The sequence below is a fragment of the Micromonospora sp. WMMD737 genome, from assembly GCF_049179055.1.
Classification (GTDB): Bacteria; Actinomycetota; Actinomycetes; order Mycobacteriales; family Micromonosporaceae; genus Micromonospora; species Micromonospora reichwaldensis.
Window position 1 is genome coordinate 2,433,559 of the sequence record NZ_JBMHMH010000001.1, and the last position, 21,117, is coordinate 2,454,675.

At 74.5% G+C, this 21,117-nt stretch carries 19 protein-coding genes; 6 read left to right on the top strand and 13 right to left on the bottom strand.

All coding sequences use genetic code 11. From position 1 onward, the window contains the following. Positions 1–71 precede the first annotated feature (71 nt). Entirely contained in the window at positions 72–680 is a 609-nt protein-coding gene (locus ACN27A_RS09600) for a thymidylate kinase (protein ID WP_421451624.1), read from the top strand. 417 nt (positions 681–1,097) lie between these two features. Here ACN27A_RS09600 and ACN27A_RS09605 read toward each other — a convergent pair whose 3' ends face one another. The 4 genes from ACN27A_RS09605 to ACN27A_RS09620 all read right to left on the bottom strand — a co-directional run bounded on the left by ACN27A_RS09605 (position 1,098) and on the right by ACN27A_RS09620 (position 6,051). Further along, positions 1,098–3,314: a transglycosylase domain-containing protein gene (locus tag ACN27A_RS09605; RefSeq protein ID WP_421451627.1), complete on the bottom strand. Its 2,217-nt coding sequence runs from the start codon at positions 3,312–3,314 to the stop codon at positions 1,098–1,100. 203 nt (positions 3,315–3,517) lie between these two features. Continuing rightward, positions 3,518–4,318 (bottom strand): hypothetical protein, encoded by an 801-nt coding sequence (locus tag ACN27A_RS09610; protein ID WP_421451629.1) that lies wholly within the window; start codon positions 4,316–4,318, stop codon positions 3,518–3,520. Positions 4,319–4,466: 148 nt separating this feature from the next. Further along, positions 4,467–5,573 (bottom strand): SPFH domain-containing protein, encoded by a 1,107-nt coding sequence (locus ACN27A_RS09615; RefSeq protein WP_421451631.1) that lies wholly within the window; start codon positions 5,571–5,573, stop codon positions 4,467–4,469. A gap of 4 nt (positions 5,574–5,577) precedes the next feature. Continuing rightward, a complete protein-coding gene (locus ACN27A_RS09620; RefSeq protein WP_132238750.1) occupies positions 5,578–6,051 on the bottom strand; it encodes an NfeD family protein in 474 nt (157 codons plus the stop codon). Between the two features lie 110 nt (positions 6,052–6,161). Here ACN27A_RS09620 and ACN27A_RS09625 point away from each other — a divergent pair, with 110 nt between their 5' ends. Then, a complete protein-coding gene (locus tag ACN27A_RS09625; RefSeq protein ID WP_421451633.1) occupies positions 6,162–7,478 on the top strand; it encodes a serine hydrolase domain-containing protein in 1,317 nt (438 codons plus the stop codon). 54 nt (positions 7,479–7,532) lie between these two features. Here the strand turns inward: ACN27A_RS09625 and ACN27A_RS09630 are convergent, their stop codons facing one another. Then, entirely contained in the window at positions 7,533–8,342 is an 810-nt protein-coding gene (locus ACN27A_RS09630; protein WP_132238746.1) for a DUF3097 domain-containing protein, read from the bottom strand. Between the two features lie 237 nt (positions 8,343–8,579). Here ACN27A_RS09630 and ACN27A_RS09635 point away from each other — a divergent pair, with 237 nt between their 5' ends. Then, positions 8,580–9,374 carry a hypothetical protein gene (locus tag ACN27A_RS09635; protein WP_132238744.1) on the top strand — a complete coding sequence of 265 codons (795 nt, stop codon included), beginning with the start codon at positions 8,580–8,582 and terminating at the stop codon, positions 9,372–9,374. 12 nt (positions 9,375–9,386) lie between these two features. Here ACN27A_RS09635 and ACN27A_RS09640 read toward each other — a convergent pair whose 3' ends face one another. The 7 genes from ACN27A_RS09640 to ACN27A_RS09670 all read right to left on the bottom strand — a co-directional run bounded on the left by ACN27A_RS09640 (position 9,387) and on the right by ACN27A_RS09670 (position 17,415). After that, positions 9,387–11,000: a serine/threonine-protein kinase gene (locus tag ACN27A_RS09640; RefSeq protein WP_421451636.1), complete on the bottom strand. Its 1,614-nt coding sequence runs from the start codon at positions 10,998–11,000 to the stop codon at positions 9,387–9,389. A 24-nt stretch (positions 11,001–11,024) separates the two neighbouring features. After that, positions 11,025–12,074: a ferrochelatase gene (locus tag ACN27A_RS09645; protein WP_421451638.1), complete on the bottom strand. Its 1,050-nt coding sequence runs from the start codon at positions 12,072–12,074 to the stop codon at positions 11,025–11,027. 99 nt (positions 12,075–12,173) lie between these two features. Beyond that, complete coding sequence (fabI, locus tag ACN27A_RS09650; RefSeq protein ID WP_121400750.1) at positions 12,174–12,941, bottom strand: enoyl-ACP reductase FabI; 768 nt, start codon at positions 12,939–12,941, stop codon at positions 12,174–12,176. A 35-nt stretch (positions 12,942–12,976) separates the two neighbouring features. Then, positions 12,977–13,681: a 3-oxoacyl-ACP reductase FabG gene (fabG, locus tag ACN27A_RS09655; RefSeq protein WP_421451641.1), complete on the bottom strand. Its 705-nt coding sequence runs from the start codon at positions 13,679–13,681 to the stop codon at positions 12,977–12,979. A 691-nt stretch (positions 13,682–14,372) separates the two neighbouring features. Beyond that, positions 14,373–15,323, bottom strand: a complete 951-nt coding sequence (locus tag ACN27A_RS09660) for a VWA domain-containing protein (RefSeq protein WP_421451644.1) — start codon at positions 15,321–15,323, stop codon at positions 14,373–14,375. After that, on the bottom strand, positions 15,320–16,324 hold the full coding sequence (locus tag ACN27A_RS09665; RefSeq protein WP_357579734.1) for a DUF58 domain-containing protein: 1,005 nt from the start codon (positions 16,322–16,324) through the stop codon (positions 15,320–15,322). Before ACN27A_RS09665 ends, ACN27A_RS09660 begins: the two co-directional genes overlap by 4 nt. Continuing rightward, positions 16,303–17,415 carry an AAA family ATPase gene (locus ACN27A_RS09670; RefSeq protein ID WP_421451648.1) on the bottom strand — a complete coding sequence of 371 codons (1,113 nt, stop codon included), beginning with the start codon at positions 17,413–17,415 and terminating at the stop codon, positions 16,303–16,305. Before ACN27A_RS09670 ends, ACN27A_RS09665 begins: the two co-directional genes overlap by 22 nt. Before the next feature lie 278 nt (positions 17,416–17,693). Here ACN27A_RS09670 and ACN27A_RS09675 point away from each other — a divergent pair, with 278 nt between their 5' ends. From ACN27A_RS09675 to ACN27A_RS09685, 3 genes are read left to right on the top strand one after another with little or no spacing between them, the layout of a single operon-like run. Continuing rightward, the gene (locus ACN27A_RS09675; protein WP_421451650.1) at positions 17,694–17,924 is read left to right on the top strand and encodes a hypothetical protein; all 231 of its coding nucleotides are present in this window, start codon (positions 17,694–17,696) and stop codon (positions 17,922–17,924) included. A 13-nt stretch (positions 17,925–17,937) separates the two neighbouring features. Beyond that, the gene (locus ACN27A_RS09680; RefSeq protein ID WP_421451653.1) at positions 17,938–18,486 is read left to right on the top strand and encodes a PH domain-containing protein; all 549 of its coding nucleotides are present in this window, start codon (positions 17,938–17,940) and stop codon (positions 18,484–18,486) included. Continuing rightward, a complete protein-coding gene (locus ACN27A_RS09685; protein ID WP_421451655.1) occupies positions 18,483–19,958 on the top strand; it encodes a PH domain-containing protein in 1,476 nt (491 codons plus the stop codon). The genes ACN27A_RS09680 and ACN27A_RS09685 overlap by 4 nt, the downstream gene beginning before the upstream one ends. A gap of 15 nt (positions 19,959–19,973) precedes the next feature. Here the strand turns inward: ACN27A_RS09685 and ACN27A_RS09690 are convergent, their stop codons facing one another. Next, entirely contained in the window at positions 19,974–21,008 is a 1,035-nt protein-coding gene (locus tag ACN27A_RS09690) for a phosphatase PAP2 family protein (RefSeq protein WP_421451656.1), read from the bottom strand. Positions 21,009–21,117 lie beyond the last annotated feature (109 nt).

Sequence of the window (21,117 nt, forward strand, 5' to 3'; positions counted from 1 at the left end):
GATCCGACAGCCCGGCACCACCTTCTCGAGATTTTTCCTGGGGCTTGTCCGGGGCGGCTACCGTGCCGCTCATGCGCCGTCCGATGATCATTGCTCTGATCGGCGTCGACGGGGCCGGAAAGACCACCCAGGCAAAGGCGCTGGCCGCCCGGCTGCGGGCGGCCGGGGTGCCGGCCAGCTACTTCGAGAACGCTGGCGGCCGGCCCCTCTGGAACCGGCTCGCGCAGGCGCTGGGCCGCCGCGACGGGCCGCACCTGTTCGGCCGCACCGGCTACGTGACCATCGAGGCGACCGTGCGCTGGCTCGCCATCGCCCGGGCGGTGCTGGCCGCCCGGCTGACCGGCAGGACGGCGGTCATGGACCGCTGGTCCTGGTGCCAGTACGTGGTGATGCGGGCCCGCGGCGACCGGGGCGGGCGGTTGGCCCGGCTGGCGTACGCGATCTTCCCGCGACCGGAGCTGGTCTGCTTCCTGGCGGTCTCGCCCGAACGGGCGCAACAACGGGTGCTGGCCCGGGGCATCGACACCGAGGAGTTGACTCACCTACGGTCCCTGGACACCGGCTACCGGGGGCTGCCGGAGTTCGGCTCGTTCACCGTCATCGACGCGGACAGCGACCCGGTCGACGTCGGCGCCGCCCTCGACCAGGTGGTCCGGGCCGCTCTCGCCCGCTCCCGCTGACCTCCGGTCCCCGACGGCCGACCGACCGACATCGACATCGGGGCCGGGTCGGTGTCGGTGTCGGTGATCGGCGTCGGCGTCCCTACTGGCGCAGTAGGGCGTAGGCGGGCAGCCCGGGGGGCGCGTATCCCCGGTCGTGCCCTGTCGAGCTGCCCGCACAGATGGGGCAGCCCGCAGCGACCCGGCCCACCCGCCCCGGCCAGCCCCCGGGCTCGTCCAGCCCACCCAAACCCGTCCAGACCACCGGGCCCGTCCAGCCCGGATCTGTCCGCCGGGCGGTCCTATGGGTGGGGCAGCTCGACAGGGCGCGCCAGGTTCCCTGTCGGGGAAGGACGGCAGCCGACGAGCGCACCGGAGTGCGGATCGGCGGTCGGCACGAGCCAACCGGTCAGCACAGACCAGGGACGGGGCAGCCGGTCAGCCGCGGCGCTCCAGCCAGCGGCGCAGGTCGGACAGGCGCTGATCGTCCTGGGGCGCCGGCCGCCGCTCCTCGGACGGGCGGCGCTGTTCGACCGGCGGACGCTCCACCGGGCGGCGCGGGTCGCCGACCAGCTCGCGGCTGGGGGCGGCGAACTTCTTCTCCGGCTCACCGTCGACGGCGGTGCCGATGACCCGGGCGACCGCGTCGATCACCCGCGCCTGCACGGCCGCGCCCACCGAGTCGGTCGGGTCGTCCGGGTTGGCGGCGATGCCCGCGACCGCCACCTGCGGGGTGAAGCCGACGAAGGTCTCGGTGGCGTTCTTCTCCGAGCTGCCGGTCTTGCCGGCCACCGGCCGGCCGTCGAGGATCCGGTTCACCGAGGTGGCCGTGCCCCCGTTGCACTGCGCGAGCGTGGACTGCTGGCCGACCGGGCAGCGGGCGGCGTCGGTGGCGGCCCGGGCCACGTCGGCGTCGAGCACCCGGCGGCAGGACGGGTCGCCGACCGGCACCCGCTCGCCGTCGGCGGCGGTCACCGAGACCACCGGCAGCGGCGCGCAGTACGTGCCCTCGGCGGCCACCGTGGCGTACGCGTTCGCCAGGTCGAGCGGGGTGGTGGCGGTGACGCCCAGGGTGAACGAGCCCCAGTCGGCGGCGTCGTTCTCGGCGAACGTGGCGTCGGCGTCGGCCCGGAAGGTGATGCCGAGGCGCTTCGCCATCTCGACCACCTTCTCCTGCCCGACCTGCTCGGCCAGCCACACGAAATACGTGTTCACCGAGCGGCCGAAGCCGTCCCACATCATCCGGTAGCCGTCCATCCACTCCGGGTTGGCGTTGGCCGGGCACCACCGGCCGTCGCAGCTGCCCTCGCCCTCGGCGGCGTACCGGGTGGGCAGTCGGCTGGGCGCGTCGAAGCCGGTGGACAGCGGCTTGCCGGCCTCGAGCGCGGCGAGCATGGTGAAGAGCTTGAACGTCGAGCCGGCCTGGTAGCCGGCCACGCTGTCGCCGCCGGAGATCAGCGGGTTGACGGTGTTGGGGCGGTTGGCCTGCCCGTCCGGGTTCGCGTCGAGGCTGTAGTGCCGGTTGACCGCCATCGCCAGCACCCGGCCGGTGCCCGGTTCGACGGCGGCGATCGGCAGGGCGCGCTTGTTGTCGTAGGAGTAGACGCTGGTGGCCTGCTTCTGCGCGGTGGCCTGGATCTTCGGGTCCAGCGAGGTCACCACCGTGTAGCCGCCGCGGCGCAGGGCCTGCTCGCGCTCCTCGACGGTCGCGCCGAACTCCGGCTGCGTGAGCCACCACTGCCGCAGGTAGTCGCAGAAGAAGCCCCAGTCGTCGTGGCCCTCGGCCACGGCGGTGCAGCCGTTGGGCTGGGCCGTGGGGCGCAGCGTCAGCTTCTCGGTCCTGGCCCGCGCGGCCTCGTCGGCGCTGATCGCGCCGGTGGCGACCATCGAGTCCAGCACGTAGCCGCGCCGCTCCAGCGCGGCGTCCGCGTCGCCGTCGATCGGGCTGTACGCCTCCGGCGACTGCACCAGGCCGGCGAGCAGGGCCGCCTCGCCGAGGGTCAGCTCCGCCGGGGACTTGGCGAAGTAGCGCTGGCTGGCCGCCGCGATGCCGTACGCCCCGGAACCGAAGTACGCGATGTTCAGGTAGCGGTTGAGGATCTCGTCCTTGCTCAGGCGCTGCTCCAGCGCCGAGGCGTACCGGATCTCCTGGAGCTTGCGCCCGACGGTCTGCTCGGTGGCCGCGGCGCGCTCCTCGGCGGTGCGCCCGGGGTCGGTCTTGAGCACGTTGCGGACGTACTGCATGGTCAGCGTGGAGCCGCCCTGCTGGCCGCCGCCGGAGACGTTCGACACCACGGCCCGCAGCAGCCCGCGCAGGTCGGCGCCGCCGTGGTCGTAGAAGCGCCGGTCCTCGGCCGCCACGATCGCCTGTCGCATCACCGGGGCGATCTCGTCGAGCGGCACGTCGGTGCGGTTGACGTCGTAGAACGTGGTGATCAGCGTCCTGCCGTCGTTGGCGTAGAGGTAGGACCGCTGCGGCGTGGCCGGGGTGCGCAGGGCCTCGGGCAGTCCCGCGTACGACCCGACCGCGGCCTTGGCGGCGAACCCGAGCAGCAGGTTTCCCGGCAGCGCGGCGACCGCCAGGACGAGGCCGGCGAGCACGCCGGCGAGCAGCACGGTGAACAGCCGCGACAGCGGCGGGCGGGGTGGGGCCATGGTCCCCAGGATTGCCACCTAACGGGCCAACCGACCACCCCCGCGGCCCGGTTGTCAGCAATTTCACCGCCCGTGACCAGCGACTTCCCATCCCACCGCCCCCTCGGCCACCGCGAACCCCGTGGCCACCACCCGCCCCGCCGACGCCCGCCCGGCTCCAGCGGCGCCGCCGCGTCCGGTGGCCGCCGGGCCGGTGCGACGGGTCAGGTGGGCAGGGGGCCGTTCGGGCCGGGGGTGGCCGGGGCGGCGGCGGTGGCGAGGCTCGCGCTGGCGGCGTCGCGGGCGATGTCCCGCGGCACCAGGCGGCCGGAGCGGTAGCCGATGCCGATGCCGGCGACCAGCACGAAGATCGCGCCGAAGGTCTGCAACGAGCCGATCAGCGCGCCGCCGACGCCCAGCAGCGGGGCGGCGATCATCAGCATCACGCCGTCGCCGATGCTGAACGAGCCGGACCGGGCCACCGACCAGCCGGTCAGCAGCCAGCCGAGGCTGTAGCAGGTGGCGCCGACGAGCACGAGCATGCGCGCGGTGGTACCGAAGACGGGGGTCTGCTCCGCCAGCCCCGCGAAGGGGAGCATGAGCACCGTGCCGGCGATGGAGACGAGCAGGCCGGTGACGGCCGCCCGGCGGCTGCGGGTCGCCGCCAGCAGCCCGGTCAGCGCCAGCAGGGCGAGCAGCCCGAGCCACACCGCCGCCACCCAACCCACCAGGTAGAGCGGCCGACCGTCGGCCGGGTACGGGTCGTTGCCCACCCCGCCGTCGCTGGCCATCGCCACGACGGCGTAGAGGATGGCGTACGCGGGGAGCAGCCACACCGCGCCCCGGGCGAGCCGGCGCAGCGACCAGGCCCAGGTGGCGTTCGTGGCCGGCCCGACCGGCGTCGGCTCGACGAAGGGCAGCACCCCGAACCCCCCGCCGGTACGCCGGCTGCCGAGCGGCCCGGTGGGATCGTGCGCACCGGGCACCGGGGCCGAGGAGCGTACCCGCTTCGCCGGATCCTTCATGCGTCACCTCGCTCGTCCGACGAGCGGTGCGGGACGCGCCGGGGCGCCCCGATGCCTGCTCACCGCCCGTCCTAGGACCGATGGTGGCAGGCGACGGAGCGCCCCATGAGTGGTTCTCGCATTTCCGGGCGATCGCGCCCGGACCCGGTCAGGCCCGTTCGCGCTGGTCGGCCGGATCGTTGAGCAGGCTCGCCGGGGAGACCGGCTCCGGTGCCGGCAGCCCCTGCGGCTGGCCGCCCGTGGCCTGCGCCTCGGCGACGCGTACCTCGTCGTGGATCTGCTGCGCGGCGGCGGCCGCGGCCTGCGCGGCCTCGGCCGCCTCGCGCTCCACCTCGCCCGCGCTGCCGGCCGCCTCCGGCGCCGGCTCGTCGCCGACCATCCGGCTCAGCCCGCCGAGCGCGCCGCCCATGCCCTCCAGCGCCTTGGTCAGCTCGGCCGGCACGATCCAGACCTTGTTCGCGGAGCCGTTGGCGATCTGCGGCAGGGCCTGGAGGTACTGGTAGGCGAGCACCTTCTGGCTCGGGTTCGCCTGGTGGATCGCGTCGAACACCGTCTTGATCGCCTTCGCCTGGCCCTCGGCCTGGAGGATCCGGGCCTGCCGGTCACCGTCGGCGCGCAGCACCGCGGACTGCTTCTCACCCTCGGCCGTGAGGATCTGCGACTGCTTGTGGCCCTCGGCGTTCAGGATCGCCGCCCGGCGGTCGCGCTCGGCGCGCATCTGCTTCTCCATGGAGTCGCGGATGCTCGCCGGCGGCTCGATCGCCTTGAGCTCCACCCGGGTGACCTTGATGCCCCACCGCCCGGTGGTCTCGTCCAGCACGCCGGACAGGTGCCGGTTGATCTGATCGCGGCTGGTCAGCGCCCGCTCCAGGTCCAGCGACCCGATCACGTTGCGCAGCGTGGTGACGGTGAGCTGCTCGATGGCCTGGAGGAAGTTCGAGATCTCGTACGTGGCCCGGACCGAGTCGACGACCTTGAAGTAGAGCACCGTGTCGATCGAGACGACCAGGTTGTCGGAGGTGATCACCGGCTGGGGCGGGAAGCTGACCACCTGCTCCCGCAGGTCGACCTTGGTACGCACCGCGTCGACGAACGGGACCAGGATGTTCAGCCCCGGGTTGAGGGTGCGCTTGTACTTGCCGAGCCGCTCCACGACGTCCTGGCGCTGCTGCGGCACGATCCGTACCGCCTTGGCCAGGGTGATCACCCCGATTAGAGCGATGGCCATCAGTAGGACCGGGATCACAAGTTCCATGTACTCACCTTTTCGCTTCGGGTAGCTCCCCGGAAGGAGAAACGTCGTCCCGCCACACCAGGGCGGTCGCACCCCGCACCTGGATCACCTGCACCCGGTCGCCCGGGGCGAAGTGCTGGCTCGCGTCGTAGGAGCGGGCCTGCCACAGCTCGCCGTCGATCTTCACCATGCCCTGCCCGGCGTCGACCTGCTCCAGCACGAGCGCCGTGCTGCCCTCGATCGCCTCCACGCCGAACGGCTGCTCGCCGCTCTCCAGCGCCGAGCGGCGGTGCCTGCGCAGCGTCGGCCGCACACCCAGCACCGTCAGCGCCGACACGGCGGCGAAGACGATCGCCTGCACCTCGACCGGGGCGCCGAGCGCCGCCGCTCCCGCGGCGGCCAGGGCCCCGACCGCGAACATGATCAGAAACAGTGTCGTCGTGAAGATCTCAGCGACCGCCAGAACGACACCCAGCACGATCCAGAACACGGCGTCCACCCCCCGATCGTGACACGTCGAAGCACGTGGAGCCCACCCGCGAAGATCAGTAAGCTCGGCGGCACGCTGGCGGCCCACCCCGACGGCACCGGAATCCCCGAGGAGAGCCCGTGTCCCTGTTGCCCGAGACCACCCGCCAGGTCGATGCCCTCGTCGCCGGGGCGCAGTCCGCCGGCCGTACGCCGTCACTGGTGGTCGGCGTGGTGCGGGACGGCGCGCTGACCCACCTCGCCACCGCCGGCGAGCACCCGCGCCCCGAGGCCGACCTCCAGTACCGCCTCGGGTCGATCAGCAAGACCATGACCGCGACCCTGGTCATGCAGGAGCGCGACGCCGGCCACCTGGCCCTGGACGACCCGCTGGAGAAGCACCTGCCCGGCACCGGTGTGGGCACGCTCACCCTGCGACAGCTGCTCGGCCACGCCAGCGGCCTGCGCCGCGAGCCGGACGGTCAGTGGTGGGAGCGCGCCGAGGTCGGGGACCTGTCGACCCTGCTGGCCGGGGTGAGCGCCGAGAAGATCGCCTATCCCCCGCACCGGGTCTACCACTACTCCAACCTGGCGTACGGGCTGCTCGGCGGCGTGCTGGAGCGGATCACCGGCACCGGCTGGGCGGAGCTGCTGCGCCAGCGCGTGCTGGAGCCGCTCGGCATGGGCCGCACCACGTACGCGGCCACCGAGCCGTTCGCCCGCGGCTACGTGGTGCACCCCTGGCACGGCACGCTGCGGGAGGAGCCGCGCACCGACACCGGGGCGATGGCCCCGGCCGGGCAGCTCTGGTCCACGGCCGAGGACCTGGCCCGGTGGGCGGCGTTCCTGGCCGACCCCGCGCCGCAGGTGCTGGCGGCGGAGACGCTGACCGAGATGTGCGTCCCCGTGTCGATCAGCGACGTCGACTCGTGGACCGGCGGGCACGGCCTCGGGCTGGAGCTCTACCGGCAGGGCGAGCGGGTGTACGTCGGGCACGGCGGCTCGATGCCCGGCTACGTGGCCGCCCTGGCGGTGCACCGCCCATCGCGCACCGGCGTGGTCGGCTTCGCCAACTCGTACGGCTTCCGCACCGGCGGGATCGGCGGGCTCGCGCTACAGGTCCTCACCACCGTGCTGGACGCCGAGCCGGCCTTTCCGAAGCCCTGGCTGCCGGCCGCCGCTCCCCCGCCCGCCGAGGTCGACGAGCTGGGCGGCCGTTGGTGGTGGATGGGGGCGTCGCTCGACGTGACCTGGGACGCGAACACGGGTGAGCTGGTCGTCTACGTGCGCGGCGAGCGGGTGAGCGCGTTCGTCCCGGAGGGTCCGGACCGCTGGCGGGGTCGCTCCGGCCCGGAGAACGGCGAGATCCTGTCGGTGCTGCGCGACGGGTCGGGGCGGGCGGTGGCGCTCGACATCGCCACCTTCGTCTTCACCCGCACCCCCGACCAGGAGCCCTGACGGTCGACGGTCGCCGACGGACCCGGCCCGTCGGCGACCGGCCTCAGGCCCGCCTCAGGCCGGCTCGGTGACGAAGTCGATCAGGCGTTCCATCGCGTTGATCAGCGGGGTCTCCACGTCGGCGAAGCTGTCGACCCGGGACAGGATGTGGCGCCACATGTCCGCCGGCTCGGCCACCCCGAGCGCGGCGCAGACGCCCTCCTTCCACGGGCGTCCCGGCGGCACCACCGGCCACGCCCGGATGCCCAGCGCCGCCGGCTTGACCGCCTGCCACACGTCGACGTACGGGTGCCCGGTGACCAGCACGTGCGGGGAGGTCACCTTCGCGACGATCCGGCTCTCCTTGGAGCCGGCGACCAGGTGGTCGACGAGCACGCCGAGGCGCCGGCCGGGGCCCGGGGCGAAGTCGCGCACCTCGGCGTCGAGCGCGTCGATGCCGTCCAGCGGCTCCACCACCACGCCCTCGATGCGCAGGTCGTCGCCCCAGATCCGTTCGACCAGGGCGGCGTCGTGGATGCCCTCCACCCAGATCCGGCTGGCCCTGGCGACCTGGGCGCGTACGCCGTCGACGGCGATCGAGCCGGAGGCGGTGCGGCGGCGGGCGGCCGGCACCGGGGCGCGGGTCGGCCGGCGCAGCGTCACCGGCCGCCCGTCGAGCAGGAAAGCCGCCGGCAGCAGCGGGAAGTTGCGCCGGCGTCCGTGCCGGTCCTCCAGCACCACCGCGCCGGCCTCGAAGCCGACCACCGCCCCGCAGAAGCCGGAGTCGGCGTCCTCGACCACGAGGTCCGGCTCGGCGTCCACCTCGGGCGTGACCTTCCGCCGCCGCCAGTCCCCCGCCAGCACATCGTCCGCGTACCGCCCCATGCCGATCAAGCTAACCCCCCACCCCGCCCCCCGCACCCGACACGCCGCCCCCGCCGCCCCCGCCGCCCCCGCCGCGGCGATCATGCAGTTGTGGTGCCCCGCGAAAGGGGCAGAGGTCGACGATCCACCCACCACAACTCCATGATCGACGGGACGGGGGGTGCATGATCAGCGGGCATGGGGACAGTCGGAGCGGCAGTCGAGACAGGGGCGGCGGTGACCACGTACCCTTTCGGCATGTCCACCCCCGCAGCGGGCGCGGCCACTCTCACACCGCGCCGGTCCAGCCGGTTCGTGGCCTGGGTGCGCGCGTGGCGCGCCGGGCTGGTGCCCTTCGACGAGGTCGCCGACGCGATCGCCGGCGACGAGGAGCACCTGGTCGCCGACGCGCCCGGCACCTGGACCGACGTTCCCCTGCCCCAGGCGCTGCCCACCCTCGCGAAGCTCTCGCCCGATGAGATCCGGCTCGTGCTGCCCGCGCCCGGCGACCCGCGCGGGCTGCCCGGGCCGGGCGACTTCGCCGGCGCGGCGCTGGTCGCCGGCGAGGCGGTCGTCGCCGGGGGCCTCGGGCTCATCCCGCACGTGCGCACGCACACGTCCGGCTCCGGCGACACCTTCGAGACGGTCCTCTGGCGGGTCTACCCGCTGCCGGCCGACGCCCCGGCCGCCTCCCTCGCGTTGCCCGGCGCGGCCGAGGCCGAGGCGGAGCTGGCGGTGGCCCTGGCCGACACGACCGCCGCGCTGACCCGGCTGGACGTCGCGCAGTGGCGACCCGAGCTGGCCGGGGCGCTGGAGGCGCTGCGCCGGCCGGACGGCGCCACCGACCTGCCGCCCGGGTTCGACCCGCGGGCCCGGCGGCTCTTCGCCCGGGCCGCCGTGCTCGACCGGGTGCTCGCGCTGGCCGGGCACGCGGCGCCGGGCGGCGCGATCAACAACTACGAGGCCCAGCAGCGCGACGCCGCACTACGCCCGCTCACCACCGCCTGCCGGCAGGCCCTGGTGGCCGCCTGCAACGCCCCGCTGCGCCCCTGACGCCGCCGGCACTCAGTTGCCGCGAGCGTCGAGGGCCTGTGCCGCCCACCGGTCCAGCTCGCGCGCGAACTCGGTCACCTCGGCCTTGGCGGAGGGCGGCATCGACGCCCGGGAGGCCGTCCGGTACTTGACGCACACCCCGAGGTTGCTGACGCGGAAGTAGACCCGCACGTCGCGCTCGTGCCAGCCGTACGCGTCGAGGTCTGTCTCCTCCGAGATGTAGCCCTCGTCGCCGATGCCGGGAAGCCGCTCGCCCTGTGTGGGGCAGTCCCCCAGGTTCGCGGGGAGCAGGGGGTCCTCCACGCTGAGCCGGGTGATCTCCCCGTCGGGTTGCTGGCTGGGCTCCCACGAACAACTGTTCGTGGACTTGTGCATCGCCCACAACTTCGCCTCGGGGACCAACGGCGCGATGGCCCGGGGGTGATCGGTCAGGTACAGGCACGCGTTCGGCGACGCCGTGAATTCTCTGGCCGACGGCGATCCGGACGACGGGGTCACCGTGACCGACGGGCCGCCGGTCGCCCCGCCCACGGCGGCCTCCCCGTTGCCCACCCGAGCCAGCGCGAGCGCGTAGCCCGCCGACAACAGGGCGGCTGACAGGAGGACGGCGATGCCGCTCATGCCGGCAATCCGCGCGCGCGAAAGCCTCCGGGCACGCGCACCGCTCTCACCGGGCGGCAACGACCCGCTCAGCCTCGCGGTCCGCGGGGTCACGCGAATCGTCGGCCGGTTGTCGGCCGTGGCGCTGGCAGCGACCTCCCGCAGGCGCTCCGCGGCCAGCTCGGCAGACGGACGTTCGTCCGGGCGGCGCGCCATCAGGCCGCGCAGCGTCGGGTCCAGCGGACCCGCGCGTTCAGCCGGCGCGGGGTCACGGCTCAGCACGGCCGCGATCAGTTCCGCCGGATCGTCCGTGTCGTACGCGGGCCGGCCCTCGACAGCGAAGTACAGCGTCGCGCCGAGTGACCACAGATCCGACGCCGGCTCGGCGCCCCGACCGGTCAGCCGCTCCGGCGGCACGTAGCCCAATGTGCCCATCACCGAGCCGGTGCCGGTGAGCCCCCGGGTGGCGCCGACGACCGCGGCGATCCCGAAGTCCGTGATCACGGCGCGACCGTTCCGGTCCAACAGGACGTTCTGCGGCTTGATGTCACGATGCAGGATGCCGGCGTCATGGGCGACCCCCAGGGCCGCGAGCAGACCCGCGCCGATCTCCGCGGTCCGCCGTGGACTCAGTGGCCCGTCCTCGCGCACCACGGCGTGCAGAGAGGGGCCATCGACCAGGCCCATCACGATCCAGGGACGACCATCCTCGATCAGGACGTCGTGGATGGTCACGATGCCGGGGTGGTTCAGCCGCCCGGCCGCCCGCGCCTCGATGATCGCCCGCTCCCGAAGCGCCAGGCACTCGGACTCGTTCAGGCCCTCGGGCAGCCACAACTCCTTCACGGCCACCTCGCGGTCCAGCAGGGTGTCCGCAGCCCGCCACACCACCCCCATGCCGCCGCTGCCGACCGGCTCGGCCCGCAGGACGTATCGACCGGCCGCCAGGGTACGCCGCTCCTCCGCCACGTCCGGAACGATAGCGGCAGCACGCCCATCGATGGGCGTCGACGGCAGCGGCGACAACCGGCGCTCACTGCCGCCGTCGGGTCACCCGCGCCCGGGGACGGTGGTCGGGCGGCGGGCCGGAACGCAGCAGACCGTGGGGCAGGTGTCCCACATGGGCAGCTCGCCGAGTCGGCGGCGCGGGCCTGTCCCGTCCGGGTCGGTACGCTCGCGGACCAGCTCGCGGACCATCGCCACGAACCGGGGGTCGGTGCCGGGGGTGGCGGCCCGGACGAAGTCCAGCCCGATCTGCCTGGCCGTCTCCCGCGCCTCGGTGTCGAGGTCCCACACCACCTCCAGGTGATCGGAGACGAACCCGATCGGGCTGACCACGACGCCGGTGGTGCCGGCCTCGGCCAGCGTACGCAGGTGGTCGTTGACGTCCGGCTCCAGCCACGGCACCTGCGGCGGGCCGGAGCGGCTCTGCCAGACCAGGTCCCAGGGCAGGTCCGGGGCGGCCGCGGCGTGGACCAGCCGGGCGACCTCGGCGAGCTGCGCCTCGTACCGGCCGCCGTGCGGGCCCGCGTTCGCGGCCATCGAGTTCGGGACCGAGTGCGCGGTGAACACCAGCCGGGTGCCGTCCCGCTTCGCCGGGTCGAGGCGGCCCAGCGCCGCCCGTACCGCGTCGGCGTGCGGCTCGACGAAGCCGGGGTGGTCCCAGAACTGACGGAGCTTGTCGATCAGCGGGGCGTCGGGCCCGACCGCCGCGCGGGCGGCGGCGATGTCCTCCTGGTACTGCCGGCAGGAGGAGTAGCCGCCGAAGGCGCTGGTCACGAACGCCAGGGCGTGGGTGACGCCGTCGTCGCGCATCTGCGCCACGGTGTCGGCGAGCATCGGGTCCCAGTTCCGGTTGCCCCAGTAGACCGGCAGGTCGACGCCGTTGGCGGCGAAGTCCTCCCGGATTGCCGCGAGCAGCTCCCGGCACTGCTCGTTGATCGGCGAGACGCCACCGAAGTGCTGGTAGTGCTCGGCGACCTCCGCCAGCCGCTCCGGCGGCACGCCCCGCCCCCGGGTCACGTTCTGCAGGAACGGCATCACGTCCTCGGGCCGTTCCGGTCCGCCGAAGGACACCAGGACCACCGCGTCGTACGCCATGACCCCATTCTCCCCGGTGGCCGGGCCCGCCGGGCGGGCCCCCCTGATGCCGCCCGTCCCGCGATGGTGCACGGCGGGCGGTCGGAGGGGCCCTACACCTCAGGCGCCGATGGCGTGGTAGCCGCCGTCGACGTGCACGATCTCGCCGGTGGTGGCCGGGAACCAGTCGGACAGCAGCGCCAGGCAGGCCCGCGCCGCCGGCTCCTGGTCGGTGAGGCTCCAACCCAGCGGCGCGCGATCGGCCCAGGCCTGTTCGAACTGGTCGAAGCCGGGGATCGACTTGGCGGCGATGGTGCGCAGCGGCCCGGCGGCGACCAGGTTGCTGCGGATGCCCTGCTTGCCCAGGTGCAGCGCCAGGTAGCGGGAGGCGGACTCCAGCCCGGCCTTGGCCACGCCCATCCAGTCGTAGACGGGCCACGCCTTCGTGGCGTCGAAGGTCAGGCCGACCACCGCGCCGCCGGCGGACATCAGCGGCAGCGCCGCCATCGCGAGGGACTTGTAGGAGTACGTGGAGACGTGCAGCGCGGTCGCCACGTCCTCCCAGGGGGCGTCGAGGAAGCCGCCGCCGAGGCAGCTCTGCGGGGCGAAGCCGATCGAGTGCACCACCCCGTCCAGGCCGTCGACGTGCTCACGCACGCGGTCGCCGAGCCCGGCGAGGTGGTCGGCGTCGGTGACGTCCAGCTCGATCACCGGGGCGGGCTCGGGCAGTCGCCTGGCGATCCGCTCCACCAGGGAGAGCCGGCCGTAGCCGGTGAGCACGACCTGCGCCCCGTTCTCCTGGGCGAGCTTCGCCACCGAGAAGGCGATCGAGGCGTCGGTGATGACGCCGGTGACCAGCAGCCGCTTACCGGCGAGCAGTCCGGACATGCAGGGATTCCTCCGTAGTTCTCAGTGACCGCTTGTCAGTGGCCCATGCCGAGGCCGCCGTCGACCGGGATGACGGCGCCGGAGACGTAGCCGGCGGCGTCGCCGGCCAGCCAGGTGACCACGCCCGCGATCTCGTCCGGCTGGGCGAACCGGTTGGCGGGGATGGCCTTGCGGTACTCGGTCCTGCGGTCCTCGGGCAGGCCGGCGGTCATGTCGGTCTCCACGTAGCCGGGCGCGACCACGTTCGCCGTGATGTTGCGGCTGCCCAGCTCGCGGGTGATCGAGCGGGCCACGCCCACCAGGCCGGCCTTGCTCGCCGCGTAGTTGACCTGGCCGGGGCCGCCGTAGAGGCCGACCACCGAGGAGATGAAGACCATCCGGCCCCACTTCGCGCGCAGCATCTTGCCCGAGGCGCGCTTGGCGCACCGGAACGCGCCCGTCAGGTTGGTGTCCAGCACGCGGGTGAACTGCTCCTCCGACATGCGCAGCAGCAGCGTGTCGTCGGTGATCCCGGCGTTGGCGACGAGCACCTCCACCGGCCCCAGCTCGGCCTCAATGGCGGTGAACGCCGCGTCGACCGACGCGGAGTCGGTCACGTCGCAGCGGACCCCGAACAGCCCCTCGGGCGGCTCGCCGCTGCGGTGGGTCACCGCCACCCGGTCGCCCTGCTTCGCGAAGGCCTGCGCGATGGCCAGGCCGATCCCCCGGTTGCCGCCGGTCACCAGGACGGTACGGGCCACGGTTCCCCCTGTAGTTCAGTGATCTCCCGGTCGGTCGGAGCCTAGGCGTTACCGGCAGGTAAGCGCTAACGCCGTGCACGTCCGGGCCGGCACGGCGTCGTCCGGCACCGGCCCCTGCCCCGCCCCGCCGGCGACGCGCGGGCCCCTCGGCCGAGGTCCGTCCGGCCGCTCGGCCGAGTGCGGCGACCGCGACCCGCGGGTGTACGATGATCCGCGTTTGCGGGCCGTGCGGTCCGCTTCCGGGCCCCGCCGACCGCAGGAGGTGATCGCTGTGCGAGATAGCGATCCTCCCAGTCGTGGCCGGGCCGAACGTCAGCCCCGCTGAGCCACGACTCAGCAGGTGAGCTGACCCAGCTCCGCTCCCCGCCCCGCCCGGTCACCGGCCCCGCGCCGGTCGGCCGCGCCGCGCCGGGAGCCGCCCGGTCACGACTTCGTGTGCGCGTCCCGACCCACCCCTCTGCGGTCCGCCCCCGCACGCGCGGACCGTCCAGTCGCCGCCCGGAGCCGTCCATGAGCCGCTACGTCGCCCCGCTGGGCTTCACCCTCGCCGCCGTCTGGGTGGCCGTCGTCTTCGTCCTCGCCGGCGGCGCCGCGCACTGACCACCGGCGGCGGCGCGCACCGACCGCCGGGACGCGCCCCGGCCACCGCCGACGGCACGCACCGGCCGCCGGCCATCCCGCGTCCCGCGCGTCAGAGCATCCGCGAGGACCACAGCAGGTTGAGGGCCCCCGCGCAGAGTGCCAGCAGCAGGGCCACCCCCGCGTACCACTGGGTGACCTCGCGGGGTTCCGTGCGGAACCCGATCGAGCTGCCCATGTCCTGGTAGACCTGCTTCAGCTCGCTCACCGAGGCCGCCTCGTAGAAGTAGCCCTCGGTGGCCTCGGCCAGGTCGGCCAGGGCCAGCCGGTCCACGGGCACCCGTTGCAGCTGGCCGCCGATGTCCACCTGCCCGGAGTCGGTGCCGAAGGCGATGGTGGAGACCGGCACGTTCGCCGCCTGCGCGGCGGCGGCCGCCTCCTCCACGGCCCGGCCCGAGGTGCGGTACCCGTCGGAGAGCAGCACGATGCGGGCCGGCGGGATCCCCGCCGCGCCGTCGGCCGGCACCGACCGGATCGCCTCCAGGCAGGTGAAGACCGCCTCGCCCGTCGCCGTCGCCTCGGCCAGCACCAGCCCGTCGATCGCGGCGGTCACCGCGTCCCGGTCCTTGCCCGGCGGCACCAGCACGTTCGCCGACTTGGCGAACGAGACGAGCCCCAGGTTGTAGCTCTCCGGCAGCTCGCCGACGAACTGCTTGGCCGCCTCCTGGGCCGCCTCCAGCCGGTTCGGCGCCACGTCGTCGGCCTGCATGGACAGCGACACGTCGATGGCGAGCATCACGGTGGCCCGCTCCAGCGGCTCCCGGGTGTCGACCGACGGCCGGGCCAGCGCGGTCGCCAGCACCAGCAGGCAGAGCAGGAACGCCGTGGCCGGCACGTGCCGCCGCCAGCCCAGCCCCTTCGGCGCCAGGGTGCGCAGCAGGTCCACGTTGGTGAACCGCATCGCGTACGCCCGGCGGTGCAGCTGCCGCCAGACGTAGAGCGCGGCGAGGGCGAGCACCGGCAGCACGGCCAGCAGCCACCACGGTTGCAGAAAGCGGATCATCGTGTCGTCCCCCTGGTGCGCGCGTGCCGCTGCGCGGCAACGAAACGCACCATGTCGAGCAGCCAGTCTCGGTCCGTACGCAGTCGCAGGTGGGCCGCGCCGGCGCCGCGCAGCGCCGCGGAGATCTCCGCCCGCTGGGCGGCTGCCGCCTCGGCGTAGCGGTGGCGCAGCCGCGGGTCGGCGGTCTGCACCTCGTGCAGCTCGCCGGTCTCCGGGTCGACCACCGGCAGCACCCCGACGTCGGGCAGCTCCAGCTCCCGGGGATCGACCACCTCGATCGCCACCACGTCGTGCCGGACGCGCAGCTTACGCAGCGGGCGGGACCACCGCTGCGGTGGGGCGAGAAAGTCGGAGATGACCACCGCCACGCCCCGCCGCCGGGGCGGCCGGTTGAGCATGTCGACAAGCGTGCCCAGGTCGCTGCGCCCGGGGCGGATCTCGGTGCCGGCGATCGCCCGCAGCAGCGCGTGGGCCTCCTTGCGGCCGGAGCGCGCGGGCAGCCGGGTGTAGACGTCCGGGCCCGCGACCGGCGGCGCGGCGCGCCACCGGCGGGCCGGCGCACTCGTGCCGCCGCCGCTGCCGATCACCGCGCCGATCCGGTTGCCGCCCCGGACGGTCAGGTGGGCCAGCGCCGCCGCGGCGGCCACCACGACGTCGCGCTTGAGCCACCGGCCGGTGCCGAAGTCCAGGCTCGCCGAGAGGTCCACCGCCAGCCACGTCTCCAGCTCCCGGTCGGCCACCGTACGCCGGACGTGCGGCATCGTCGTGCGGGCGGTGACCGGCCAGTCCATCCGGCGTACGTCGTCGCCGGGGCGGTACTCCCGGGACTCCCCCGCCTCGCTGCCCGGCCCGGGCAGCAGGCCGGCGTAGTCGCCCTGGAGCAGGCCGTCGAGCTTGCGGGTGACCATCAGTTGCAGCCGCGACAGGACGGCCTCGGTACGGTCTGAGGGGACGTCGGCAGGCCGACGGGCGGGTGAGGTCACGGGCGCTGCCCGGGCCAACCGGCGCCGGGCGGCGCGGAGGTCGGCAGGGGTGCGGGTGTGGCCTGCTGCCGGGGCGCGACCGAGGGCAGCGGGATGGTGGACATCACCCGGTGCACCACGTGGTCGGCGGGCACGTCGTCGGCGAGCGCGTCGTAGCTGAGCACGAGCCGGTGGCGCAGGATGTCCGGTGCGATGTCCTGCACGTCCTGCGGCAGGGCGTAGTCGCGGCCGCGCAGCAGCGCCAGCGCGCGGGTGGCCCGGACCAGGCCGAGCGAGGCGCGCGGGCTCGCGCCGTACTGGATGAGCTGGGCGACGTCCGGCATCCCGTGCTCCGCCGGGGCGCGGGTGGCCAGCACCAGCCGGACCGCGTAGTCGACCAGGGCGTTGTGCACGAAGACCTGGTCCGCCTTGCGTTGCAGGGCGATCAGGTCGGGGGTGGTGAATACCGGCGCCGGCTGCGGCGGGGCGACCCCCATCCGGTAGACGATCTCCCGCTCCTCGGCGTCGGTCGGGTAGCCGACGACGATCTTCATGAGGAAGCGGTCCCGCTGGGCCTCGGGCAGCGGGTAGACCCCCTCCTGCTCGATCGGGTTCTGCGTCGCCATCACCAGGAACGGGTCGGGCACCCGGTGGCTCTCGCCGCCGATGGAGACCTGCCGCTCGCTCATCACCTCCAGCAGCGCCGACTGCACCTTGGCCGGCGCCCGGTTGATCTCGTCGGCGAGCAGGAAGTTGACGAACACCGGGCCCAGCTCGACGTCGAACTTCTCGCTCGACTGGCGGTAGATGCGGGTGCCCATGATGTCGGCGGGCACCAGGTCGGGGGTGAACTGCACCCGGGCGAAGGAGCCGCCGACCACCCTCGCGAGGGTCTCGACCGCGAGGGTCTTCGCGACCCCCGGCACGCCCTCCAGCAGGCAGTGGCCGCGCGCGAGCAGCGCGACGAACATCCGCTCCACCATCCGGTCCTGCCCGACGATCACCCGCTTGATCTCGAACAGCGCCCGCTCGAGCAGACTCGCGTCCTCGGCCGGCGTGGTCACCGGCTCGGGTGTCTCCGGGCCCGTCCCGTTCGGCGTCGGGGCGTCGGGCGTGGTCGGCTGGGCCACCGGTCCTCCACAGCATGATCGGTTGTCGCGCGGCGTGGTGCGTATCAAGACTCGCATGCCCGGCTGAGTGCCGAGGTGGGGAGAAGCCGATTCTCGCCGCCGCGTCCCCGATGCCGGGTCGCGGGCCCGCCACGCCGTCGCACGGTACGAAATCGCCGCTCACGGGTGGACAGGGACGGGTCCGGCGCGTGTACCATTCACCCGTCGCCGGGCGGCTCCCCCCGTGGCCGCCCGGCGCTCAAACTTCCGGTGCCGCCACCGCCCCTAGACTGGCCGGGATGAGCAGCCCCCTTCCCGCCGACGAGCCGCTGGTCTGCTCGTCCCGCGGCTGTCGTGCCCCCGCCCACTGGGCGCTGAGGTGGAACAATCCCCGGCTGCACGACACCGACCGGCGTAAGACCTGGCTCGCGTGCACCGCGCACCGCGCCACCCTCGGCGACTTCCTCGACGCCCGTGGCTTCCTCCGGGAGGTCGTACCGGTGCCCGGATCGCCTACGCTCGAAGGGTGAGCGCGCACAACGGATGTCCCCGGTGAGCAGTGACGGGTCCGCCGGCCCGCCGCCGGCGCCACCCCTTCCGCCGGCGGGCCCCCTGGAGCCGTGGCCGGAAACCGTCCGCTGGCAGCCGATCTCGTCCGACCTGATCTGGGTGGAGCTGATCCGCCTGGCGCTGGTGCTGGTCGTCCTCGCCCTCGGGCTGGGCGTCGGCTGGGCGTTCAGCGGCAGCGGCTTCCTCGGCGCGGCACTCGGCGTGGTGCTGCTGTTCGGCGTCCTGCGGGGCGTGACGATCGTCCGCGCCGTGCGGGCCTGGGGCTACGCGGAGCGGGAGGACGACCTGCTGGTCCGGCACGGGCTGCTGGTGCGGCGGCTCTCCATCGTGCCGTACTCGCGGATGCAGTTCGTCGACGTCAGCGCGGGGCCGCTGGAGCGCGCGTTCGAGCTCGCCACCGTGCAGTTGCACACGGCCGCCGCGGCGAGCGACGCCCGGGTGCCCGGGCTGCGCCCGGCGGAGGCGTCCCGGCTGCGCGACCGGCTCACCGCGCTGGGCGAGGACCGGGCGGAGGGCCTGTGAGCGACCCGGCCGCCCGGGACACGGACCACGCCGGACCGTCCCCGGCGGAGCCGGGCGTCCCGCCGGAGCCGGGCGTCCCGCCGGAGCCGGGTGTCCCGCCGGAGCCGACCGGGCCCGTCCCGCCCGGGCCGGTCTGGTCCGCCGGGGCGCCCGAGGGCGGCGAGCCGCGGCAGCGGCTGCACCCGCTCAGTCCCGCCCTGCACGGCGCCAAGTCCCTGGTCGTGGTGATCGCCGGCCTGTCGTGGTCGACGCTGTCGCGGGTCGGCTTCGGCTGGTTCGCGCTGATGGCGGTGGTGCTGGCCCTGGGCGCCACGGTGCTGGCCGTGGTGAGCTGGTACTACACCGGCTACCACGTGGTGGGCCGCGAGCTGCGGGTGCACGAGGGTCTCCTCTGGCGACGCACCCGGGCGATCCCGCTGGAGCGGCTCCAGGCCGTCGAGGTGGTCCGTCCGCTGCTCGCCCAGCTCACCGGCCTGGCCGAGTTGCGGTTGGAGGTGGTGGGCGGGGGCAAGACGGAGGCGCCGCTGGCCTACCTGAGCGTCGCCGAGGCGACCGCGCTGCGCCAGCGGCTGCTCGCCCTCGCCGGACGGATCGCAGCCGAGCCGGGCGCGCCGCCGGCGGGACCGGCCGCGGGACCGGCGGGGACCCCGGCGCCACCGCCCGGCCGGCCGCTGCACGCCGTGGCCAACAACGACCTGCTGGTCAGCCAGCTGCTGACCCCGCAGGCGTTCATGATCCCGTTCGGCGTCGCGTTCGTGGTGGCGCAGTTCCTCTCCGAGGACTCCTGGTCGTTCGTCGCGGTGGCGAGCACCCTCACCGCCATGGCCGGCGTGCTGCTGCAACCGGTGCGGCGGGTGCTCGACGACTGGAACTTCCGGCTCGCCCGGGACGAGGGCACGCTGCGGATCCGCAACGGCCTGCTGGAGACCCGCGCGCAGACCGTGCCGCTGGACCGGGTGCAGGCCGTCGGGGTGACGTGGCCGTTGCTGTGGCGGGTCAAGGGCTGGCTGCGGCTGCGCCTGGAGGTGGCCGGCTACTCCGCCGGCGAGGCCGACGAGCGTAACCGGCCGGACCGGCTGCTCCCCGTCGGTGACCTGGCGACCGGCGAGGCGATCGTGACCGAGGTGCTGCCCGGGGTGCGGCTGGCCACGCTGCCGCTGAGCCCGCCGCCGACGCGGGCCCGCTGGCTCAACCCGCTGAGCCGGGGCGTGCTCGGCGCCGGGCTCGACGACCGGGTCTTCGCCGTCCGCTCCGGCCTGCTCACCCGGCAGCTGGCGCTCGTGCCGTACGCCCGGATCCAGAGCGTGCGGGTCGTGCAGGGGCCGGCGCAGCGGCGGCTGCGGCTGGCGACGGTGCACGCCGACACCGCCGGCGGCGCCGGCGCGGCCGCCCGGGACCGGGACCTCGCCGAGGCGTGGGCCCTGGCGGCGGAGCTGACGGCCCGCTCGCGCGCGGCCCGCCGGGTGGGCTGACCCCGCCCGGGGCGGTCAGTGGGCCGCCGTCACCGGCGGCGGCTCGGCGGCGGCCGGCGGATCGGTCGGCGCGGCGTCGGACCCCTCCGCCGGGGCCCGGCGGGCCTTGCGGGCCGCCCACCAGCGCTCGGCCAGGCCGACCGCGAGGAAGGTCATCCCGACGTACGCCCAGCCGACCAGCACGTCGATGACGTAGTGCTCGCCCGAGTAGACCAGGGTGAACGTCATCGCCAGCGGGTACGCCAGCAGCAGCGGCCACCAGCGGCGGCGGGTCTGCCGCAGGAAGAACAGCACCACGAAGAGCGCGAACGCGGTGTGCAGCGACGGCATCGCGGCCACCGGGTTGGAGGCGATCTGCCCGGCGTTGAGCAGGTTGCCGGCGCCGTGCATGCCGAACGCCTTCCAGCCGCGCGTGGAGATCCGGGCGACCTCCTCCAGCAGCCCGTTCTGCGCCGCCCACCAGGGCGGGGCGGCCGGGTAGAGGAAGTAGGTGACCAGGCCGGTGGCGCAGAGGAAGCCCCAGCGGCGCATGAAGGCCGCCCACCGCCCCCGGTCCCGCAGCCAGAGCACCGCCGCGGCGGCCAGCGCCACCACGAAGTGGGAGAAGTAGACCCAGCTGACGGCGACGTCCCACCAGTGCACCTCGGGCCGGTAGAGGTGCTCCTGGAGCCAGGTCGTCGGCACCTGCCCGCCCGTCGCCCAGCCGAACATCACCCGGTCGGCGACGATCAGCTCGTACGCGTGCGGGGTGGCGCCGTTGTCGGCGAAGCCCCGGGACAGGTTGTAGACGGCGAGCAGCAGCACCACCGGTACCCAGTCCCGCGCGAAGCGCAGGTGGCTGCGCCACGGTCGGCTGCTGTTCCAGGCGATCGTCCCCGCCCAGATCCACAGGAACGCGTACGCCGGGTCGGTCGGCAGGCCGATGCCGAGCCAGCCGGCGACGAAGGCGACCCCCCAGAGTGTCATCGCGACCACGCGACGACGCCCGCCGTCGGGTGCGGCGGGTGGCTCGGTCCGGGCGGGGGGCTGGGGGTCGGTCGCGACAGACATCGCGGTCAAGGTTAGCGGCGCGGGCGGCATCGACCCACGCCGACCACCCGGCCGCGCCGTCCTCTCGGGCGCGGCGGAACCGGCGGCCGGTGCGCCGGTTCCGCGTCGC